At 63.8% G+C, this 7,167-nt stretch carries 3 protein-coding genes; 2 read left to right on the forward strand and 1 reads right to left on the reverse strand.

Annotation, left to right across the window (positions count from 1 at the left end):
• Positions 1–60: 60 nt before the first annotated feature.
• On the forward strand, positions 61–3,522 hold the full coding sequence (locus DDF70_RS26435; RefSeq protein WP_114947739.1) for a YhdP family protein: 3,462 nt from the start codon (positions 61–63) through the stop codon (positions 3,520–3,522).
• A gap of 222 nt (positions 3,523–3,744) precedes the next feature.
• Here DDF70_RS26435 and tyrS read toward each other — a convergent pair whose 3' ends face one another.
• Positions 3,745–5,007, reverse strand: a complete 1,263-nt coding sequence (tyrS, locus tag DDF70_RS26440) for a tyrosine--tRNA ligase (RefSeq protein ID WP_114947740.1) — start codon at positions 5,005–5,007, stop codon at positions 3,745–3,747.
• A gap of 883 nt (positions 5,008–5,890) precedes the next feature.
• Here tyrS and DDF70_RS26450 point away from each other — a divergent pair.
• On the forward strand, positions 5,891–7,167 hold a 1,277-nt coding region (locus tag DDF70_RS26450), incomplete at its 3' end, for a calcium-binding protein (protein WP_162820681.1).

The following is a 7,167-nucleotide window of genomic DNA, read 5'->3' on the forward strand; positions in this document are numbered from 1 at the left end:
CTTCTCTGATTCCCTGACAGGCGCCCAGGCGCAAGAACCGGATTGTCCAACGTCACAAGAATGAAGCTTCCATTTCGCACCACGTTGTCCCGGCGAGAACCGGTCAAACGGAGCCTTCTCAACCGCGTTGTTCGTGGCACTCTCTATGTGAAGCTTGGGCTTGTCGTTTTCCTGGCCGCCGCGTTCGGCCTGCTTTACCTGCGTCTCTCAGCGGCCCCCATGACTTTCGGGCGCCTGCCCGAGCGGGTCGCCGAAGCCTTGGCGGCACGCATCGGGCCCGGCTGGAACGTCACCTTGGGGAATACCGCCATCGAGTTGCACGACGGTTCGCCTGCCCTGCGCGCGAACGGTCTCGATATCCGGGCTCCAGGTGGCGATCTCGTCCTGCGGGCTCCGTACGCGATCTTCAGCGTCAATCTCGCCTCCCTTCTGACCGGCAACCTTCAGCCCAAAGCCATTACGGTGCGCGACCTGCAGTTACGGGTTCTCGTCAACCGGGACGGGTCGCTCGCCTTCTCGCCCGTGCAGGCTGCCGATGGCGAGGCCGCCGCGTCGCCTGCGCCCGTTGCCCCGGAGCCGTCAAAGGAAGCGGCTGCATCCTTGGCTCGCGATGCCAACGGTCCTTCCCCCGTCTCAGGTGTCGTCGGGTCGCTGCTCGACCTCATGGTCGGCCCCGGGAGCGTTCTGAACTCGCTCGGCCAGGCAGAGCTGACCAATGCGCGCCTCGTCTTCGTCGATGCGGACGGCCGTGAGCGGGCCAGGTTCCAGCGCGTCGATGCGGCCTTCGACTGGACGGACAAGGGCGGACGGCGGTTCGCCGCCACGGTCGAAGGGGACCAGGGTCCCTGGGTTCTCAACGGCGACGCCGTCGTGGAAGGCGATGGTGCCTATCGGGCCGGTGTGGACGCGCGGGAAGTGCCGATCAAGGACATTCTCCTCCTCACGGGAGCATCCGAACTGCCGGCGAGCACCGATATCGAATTCTCCGGCCGCTTCGACATCGCGTATGCGGCGGGTCGCGTCACGCAGATGCAGGCGCGGCTCGAAAGCAACGCCGGTACGTTCCAGATCGAGGACAAAGACACGTCGGCCTTTCCGGTGGAGCGCGCCACGATCGAGGTGCAGTGGAACGAGGCCGAGAAGGCTCTCGAACTCCAGAAGCTCGACCTGAAGGGCGGCGATACGAAGCTGCAGCTGCAAGGGCGTCTTGCAATGGCCAATGCCGACAAGCCTTGGCATCTGTCGCTCGGCGGCCGTGATCTCCAGTGGTCCGGCGCAGCGGCGGGAGATCGCCCGCTTCAGGTGAGCGAGTTCGCCGCCGACCTGTCCGGTCTGGACGGCGTCAATATCAACAGCGTCACCCTGAAAGGACCCGAGCTGTCGGCGCGCATCAGCGGCCTTCTGGGGGCCTCCGCCGACCCGAAGGGCCTTCACCTGGATGTGCGCGCGGACAAGACGAACATCCGTTCCGCCCTGCGAATCTGGCCCGAGGCGGTCGCCCCTCCGGTCCGGAGGTATCTCGTGTCCAACCTCAAGGCGGGCATGCTGGAAGCTATCGATCTCAGGGTGGCGATGAGTGGCGCGGACATCGCGAAGGCGGTGTCTGGCGGCCCGATACCGGCGGAGACCCTGAAGATCGATTTCTCCATCTCCGACGGCACTCTCCAGGTTGCCGACGGCCTGACGCCGATCTCGGCGATGAACGCGACCGGCCGGGTGACCGGCAGGCAGGTCGGCGTGCGTGCCTCCACGGGGCTCGTCCAGATGGCGGAAGGCCGCTCCCTGACGGCCTCCGACGGCACGTTCATCCTCGACAATTACTGGGACGACAACGGCCGGGCCCGGATCGACTTTCGCCTCAGCGGCGGAGCCGACGGATTGGGCGCGATGCTGCTGGAGCCGCGCATCAAGGAGATCGCGGGTTTCAACATCGACCCGGCGACGATGAAGGGCAGGACGGATCTGCGCGTCGGTATCGGACTTCCCGTCCACGACATTCCGCCCTTCGCCGACATGCCCCTGAAAGTCAGCGGAACGGTCACTGACTTTGCCGTCGACAAGTTCTTCGGCAAAGATCGCCTGGAAGGCGCCAACCTGACGATCGCCTATGACAAGGGCGAGCTCGCCGTCAAAGGCGAAGGCAAGCTCGCCGGAAGCCAGGCCGCCATCGATCTGCAGAAGAACAGGCAGGGCGGACAGGCCAGCGTCGCGTTCGCCCTCGACGAGGCGGCCCGCAGCCGGCGGGGGCTGTCCTTCGGCTCCCAGCTCACGGGAACGATCGGTCTGAAGGCAAGCCTGCCTCTCGGCGCGTCGGCTCCGTCGATCATTCTCGTCGAGGCGGATCTCGCCAGGGCCGGTATCGATCAGCTGATCCCAGGCTGGGTGAAACCGGTCGGACGACCGGGAAAGCTGAGCTTCACCATGGTCGAAGGGCCCACCAACGAGGTCCGGGATCTGCTCCTCGAGAGCGGCGGCGTGCAGTTGAAGGGCAATGCGGTGCTCACGAGCGAGGGAGGCCTGGAGAAAGCCGAACTCTCGACCTTCAAGCTCTCGCCCGGCGACGACATGCGCGCCCAGGTCGAGCGCGCCAACAACGTCTACAAGGTCGCGATCCGGGGCAATGTGGGCGACGCCCGTCCCTTCGTGAAGGGCGGTGCCACGGGCTCCGCCGCATCGGGCCGGAATGCGGCCGCTCAGAAGGACGGCAAGGACTTCGACCTCGATCTCAACCTGAACATCCTCACCGGCTATAACGAGGAGGCGATCACCAATGCTGTGATCAAGGCCTCGGTGCGCAAGGACAATCTGCGGCAGCTCGACATGAGGGGGCGCCTCGGTGCGAGCGACGTCATCGGGCGGACCATGCCGGATGCCGGCAACCAGGTGGTGATCCTGCAGGCGCAGGATGCCGGTGCGCTCCTGCGCTTCACCGATATCTATCGACGGATGTCCGGCGGCGATCTCATCCTCCAGATCGCCACGGGCGACGGCCCGCAGGCCGGGCATGTGATCCTGCACTCCTTCGCCCTGGTCAATGAGCCGGCTCTTCGCCGGATCATCCCGACCCAGACCCAGATCATCGCCGGCCAGGACCGGGCCGGCAATCCGCAGGCGGTCCGCGTGGACGTGAACGAGGTGCAGTTCGCCAAGGCCCGCCTCGAATTCACCCGCAATGCCGGGCGGCTCGATTTCAAGGATGCGGCCATCTGGGGCAACCAGATCGGGTTCACGCTCGGCGGCTTCATCGATTATGCCCGCGACCGGCTGGACATCACCGGGACCTTCGTGCCCGCCTATGGCCTCAACAACGTGTTCGCCCAGGTGCCGCTCTTCGGCCCGCTCTTGGGCGGGGGGCAGTATGAGGGATTGTTCGCGGTCAATTTCCGCCTGAACGGTCAGGCGAGTTCGCCGTCCCTGACGGTCAATCCGCTCTCGGCCGTCGCTCCCGGCTTCCTGCGCAAACTCTTCGGCGTGGGAGCGGAGCCGCAGACGGGATCGCTGCCGACGGTGCCGGAACGCTAGCGCATCGTGCGGACCCAGCGGGCCGCGCTAGCGACCCGTAGGGCCACGTTAGTGAAAAGTGGACCCGGTTTTCCGCAATAAACGATGCGCCAGATCAGGGTTCGAGCATCACTCTCTTGCGTCATCACCGGCCTTGTGCCGGCGATCTCGATGGGAAACCTCAGCGCTCGACTTGACCGGGACGGCCGGGACAAGCCCGGCCGGGACGGCATGGTCAGCCGCTCAGACGGCGCGCAGGAGGACGTGCTTCTTCTTGCCGAAGGACAGCTTGATCACGCCTTCACTTGTCAGGTCGGACAGGCTCAGCGTGGCGCGTTCGTCGGAAACCGTTTCGTCGTTCACCTTGAGGCCGCCGCTCTTGACCTGGCGGCGCGCTTCGCTCGATGACGGCACGAGCTTCGCATAATCGGGACCGAAAGCCGTCAGCACGCCGAGACCGTCCTGCAGGACGCCCGACTGTACTTCGACGGTCGGCAGGCTCTCGGCCAGCGCACCCTGCTCGAAGGTTTTCTGCGCCGTCTCGGCTGCGAGCAACGCGGCGTCGCGGCCATGGAGGAGAGCCGTGGCTTCCGTTGCGAGAACCTTCTTCGCCTCATTGATCTCCGCGCCCTGAAGGGCCGAGAGCTTGGCGATCTCGTCCATCGGCAGGATGGTGAAGAGCTTCAGGAAACGGCCGACATCCGCATCCTCGGTGTTGCGCCAGAACTGCCAGTAGTCGTAGGGGCTCAGCATGTCGGCGTTGAGCCAGACCGCTCCGGAGGCCGTCTTGCCCATCTTGGCGCCTGAAGCCGTCGTCAGGAGAGGGCAGGTGAGCGCATAGAGCTGCGGCGTGCCGAGGCGGCGGCCGAGGTCGATGCCGTTGACGATGTTGCCCCACTGGTCCGAGCCGCCCATCTGCAGCACACAGCCATAGCGCTTGTTGAGCTCCACGAAATCGTAGGCCTGGAGGATCATGTAGTTGAATTCCAGGAACGACAGCTCGTGCTCCCGGTCGAGGCGCAGCTTCACGCTGTCGAAGGACAGCATGCGGTTGACCGAGAAGTGCCGGCCCACATCGCGCAGGAACTCGATGTAGTTGAGCTTGGTCAGCCACTCGGCATTGTCGGCCATCATCGCATCGGTCTTGCCCTCGCCGAAGCTGATGAAGCGCGAGAAGACGGTCCTGATGCTCTCCTTGTTGGCCTCGATCTGCTCGACCGTCAGCAGCTTGCGGCTCTCGTCCTTGCCCGAAGGGTCGCCCACCCGGGTCGTGCCGCCGCCCATGAGCGTGATCGGCTTGCCGGCGCCGGTCTTCTGGAGCCAGTGCAGCATCATGATGGAGAGCAGGTGGCCCACATGGAGCGAAGGGCCCGTGCAGTCATAGCCGACATAGGTCGTCAGCCGGTTCTCGAGGGCAGCCGCATCGATCCCGTCGAAATCGGAGGTCTGATGAATGAAGCCCCGCTCGGTGAGGACTTTGAGGAATTCGGATCGGGGCGCGTTCATCGCGGCTCTCGTGGTGTGTCAGGACTGAGATGAGGGGCGTTTAGCAGCTTCATCGGATCATTTCACGCGGAATTCGCATGGGAGCCTGGGATGGCCATCATTGAGAGCAGAGGGAAGAAATCACTGGTCAACAATCCAGCCTGATCGTGCAATATGCGTTGCCAGGGTCGAGGCGGGCCAGCCCTTGTGACCCCACTCACGTTGAGCGGCCTCATTGAGTTCGACAACTCTCCCTCTCAGAGCATCATCTTCTCCTGAAGTTTATTCAAAGCATCTTAGCTATATCCGAGGTTGAAAAGGCGTGTTTTTCAGCTGGTGCTGTTGCAAACGAACTCTGAAAATATCCCCAGGCGTGGAATACTCTTAGTTGTAATTTCTCAATCTTTCAAATTATGCTTGCGTCGATATCCTATGAAACGTTATTTCATAAAAGCGACTTATAGTTGCTCATTCAATCTAGAGGAGAGACCACATGGCGATGACGTCGCTTGAGTTGGAGATGTACCTTCTGCTTCATGGTCCAATATTCAGTGGGAGCGGAAGCTCTGGTGGTGGAGGGAGCACCACTGGCGACTCGGGGAGCGGAAGCTCAGGAGGAAGTGGGGGGACGTCCCAGGATGGGGGCTATACAGACCCTTACATGGGTGAAAGCGTTACAACCGACTACGGCACATTCTGGATTAGTCTGAATGGCGGCGTGTACAGAGTCCTTGAAAACGGAGGCCTTGTATTCTCCAGCATCGCTGACATGTTTGGCAATGGAGAGCCGTTGATCCCAGATGGAACTGTTACGGATGGCTCTTATGAATACATCGGCAATGATCATGGCAGCTTTCTTACCGACGGAATTTACATTCTCAGACAAAGACCTGATGGCACAGGGGTGCTGGTCACCCCAGAGGAGGTGATAAATGGCTCTCCTGTTCCTGGAGACGGCGGATCATCCACTCCGGGCCAGAATGTCGAGCGATCTGTCGTCCTCTACGTAGTGGGCGGTAACGTTCAGGCGACCTATCTGCAGCACGGGACGCTGAACAACGACACTATAGGCGGGAGCAGCGCCTCCGATATTCTTTCTGGCGGCAGTGGAAATGATCTCCTGACTGGTGCTTCTGGAAACGACGTTCTTTTTGGTGAGGACGGAGACGACATATTGAACGGTGGCGCCGGCGATGACGTTCTGTCGGGCGGCGAAGGTGCGGACACGCTGAACGGTGGCGACGGCACCGACACGGTCGACTATGGCAGCGACACGAACGGCGTCCTGGTCGATCTGCGCACCGGCACGGCCGTGTACGGCCAGGCCTCGGGTGACCGTTACAGCAGCATCGAAAACGTCATCGGCGGCTCGGGTCACGATATCCTCTACGGCAGCGCCGATGCCAATGAGCTCAACGGCCAGGACGGAGACGATACCCTTTCGGGCGCGGGCGGCCATGACACCCTGTGGGGTGGCGCCGGCAATGACCGGCTCGAGGGCGGCAACGGCAACGATCTCGTGGCCGGCGGCGCGGGTGCCGACACGCTGAGCGGCGGCGATGGCACCGACACGCTGGTCTATGGCGGCGCGGACGGGGCTCTCGTCGACCTGCGCACCGGCTATACGGCCGGCCAGGCGGCGGGCGACGTGATCAGCGGCTTCGAGAACGTGCTCGGCGGCTCAGGGAACGACACGGTCTACGGCTCGGCCGAGGCCAACGAGCTCAACGGCCAGGGCGGCAACGACATCCTGGCCGGGGCGGATGGCCATGACACCCTGTGGGGCGGCGCCGGCAACGACTGGCTCGAGGGCGGCAGCGGCGACGATCTCGTCGCGGGCGGCGCCGGCGACGACCGCCTGGTCGGCGGCGCGGGCAACGACGTGCTGCACGGCGAGGCGGGGCGCGACACCTTCGTGTTCGAGAGCGCGCTGAATGCCACGAGCAACGTCGACCGGATCGCCGACTTCGCCGTGGCGGAGGACTGGATCGGGCTGAGCCGGAGCGTGTTCGGCGGCTTCGGCGCGTCGGTGTCGCTGGTGATCGGGACGGCGGCGACGGCCAACAACGCGGCGCAGGTCGTGTACGACAGCGCGACCGGCGCGCTGTTCTACGATCCGGATGGCGCAAGCCCGGCCGCGCAGGTGAAGTTCGCCCAGCTCGCTGCCGGGCTGGCGCTGAC

This window comes from Microvirga calopogonii (genome assembly GCF_003347665.1).
Taxonomy (GTDB): Bacteria; Pseudomonadota; Alphaproteobacteria; order Rhizobiales; family Beijerinckiaceae; genus Microvirga; species Microvirga calopogonii.